Below are 1,388 nucleotides of genomic sequence, written 5' to 3' on the forward strand. Positions count from 1 at the left end.
CTCACGGTACTGGTTCACTATCGGTCAGTAAGTAGTATTTAGCCTTGGATGATGGTCCACCCATATTCAACCAGGATTTCACGTGTCCCGGCCTACTTGTTCGCGTGCTTAGTTCTTAATGCAACCTGCGTATACGGGGCTTTCACCCTCTATGGCCAACCTTCCCAAGTTGTTCTACTTCATTGCACTATAAATCACACCAGGCTCATCCCCGTTCGCTCGCCGCTACTTGGAGAATCTCAATTGATTTCTTTTCCTTCGGGTACTTAGATGTTTCAGTTCCCCGAGTTCGCCTCTACTACCTATGTATTCAGTAGTAGATGACCATGACTGCTCATGGCCGGGTTTCCCCATTCGGACATCTCTGGTTAAACGCTCGTTTCCAGCTCACCAGAGCTTTTCGCAGGATTCCACGTCCTTCATCGCCTCTTACTGCCAAGGCATCCACCGTTTGCGCTTCTCTTCTTGACCATATAATCTCAGTCACCTCAGATCATATGCTTCTATTTCAAATACAAGTACGCTTGTGTTACCTCTTTGTTTACCATATTTTTAATGAACGTCTGGTTACTCCAGATTAAAATGCTCTCGCAAAAGTACTTTAATCTGAATAAACCGAATGAAAAACCCTCTAATTTGGTGGAGCCGAGGAGGATCGAACTCCTGACCCCCTGCGTGCAAGGCAGGTGCTCTCCCAGCTGAGCTACGACCCCATTTTTTTTGGCATCGATCTTTTGTTTTACTCTTCGTTGCTCACACTTGCTTACTCAGTCACATACTGGCGTATGCTCCTTCGTGCACTCGCGTGTGCGCCTCGATTAAAACAAAACCTCTCGCAAAAAGCATTTGATTCATTTCGCCTCTATGCTTGCGCTGCCGCGCTCGCAACAAAAAGAATCGGGTTCTTCATTATCTCGAAAACAAACTGTGTGGGCACTTTAAATTACTTTAGTGCCATTAATTAAGGAGGTGATCCAGCCGCAGGTTCCCCTACGGCTACCTTGTTACGACTTCACCCCAGTCATGAACCACACCGTGGTAAACGTCCTCCCGAAGGTTAGACTATCTACTTCTGGTGCAGCCCACTCCCATGGTGTGACGGGCGGTGTGTACAAGGCCCGGGAACGTATTCACCGCGACATGCTGATTCGCGATTACTAGCGATTCCGACTTCATGGAGTCGAGTTGCAGACTCCAATCCGGACTACGAGCGACTTTCTAAGATTAGCTCCAGGTCACCCCTTCGCTTCCCTCTGTATCACCCATTGTAGCACGTGTGTAGCCCTACCCGTAAGGGCCATGATGACTTGACGTCGTCCCCGCCTTCCTCCGGTTTGTCACCGGCAGTCTCCTTAGAGTTCCCACCATTACGTGCTGGCAACTAAGGA

The 1,388-nt window shown here is 48.8% G+C and carries 1 tRNA gene and 2 rRNA genes; all 3 read right to left on the reverse strand.

Annotated features, from left to right (window positions below):
- Positions 1 to 471: ribosomal RNA gene (locus tag ACWTE2_RS17280) — 23S ribosomal RNA — on the reverse strand; the annotation flags it as partial.
- 166 nt (positions 472 to 637) lie between these two features.
- Positions 638 to 713 (reverse strand) — tRNA-Ala (locus tag ACWTE2_RS17285).
- Between the two features lie 249 nt (positions 714 to 962).
- Positions 963 to 1,388, reverse strand: a 16S ribosomal RNA gene (locus ACWTE2_RS17290); the annotation flags it as partial.

Source organism: Legionella nigrisilvae (genome assembly GCF_977063395.2).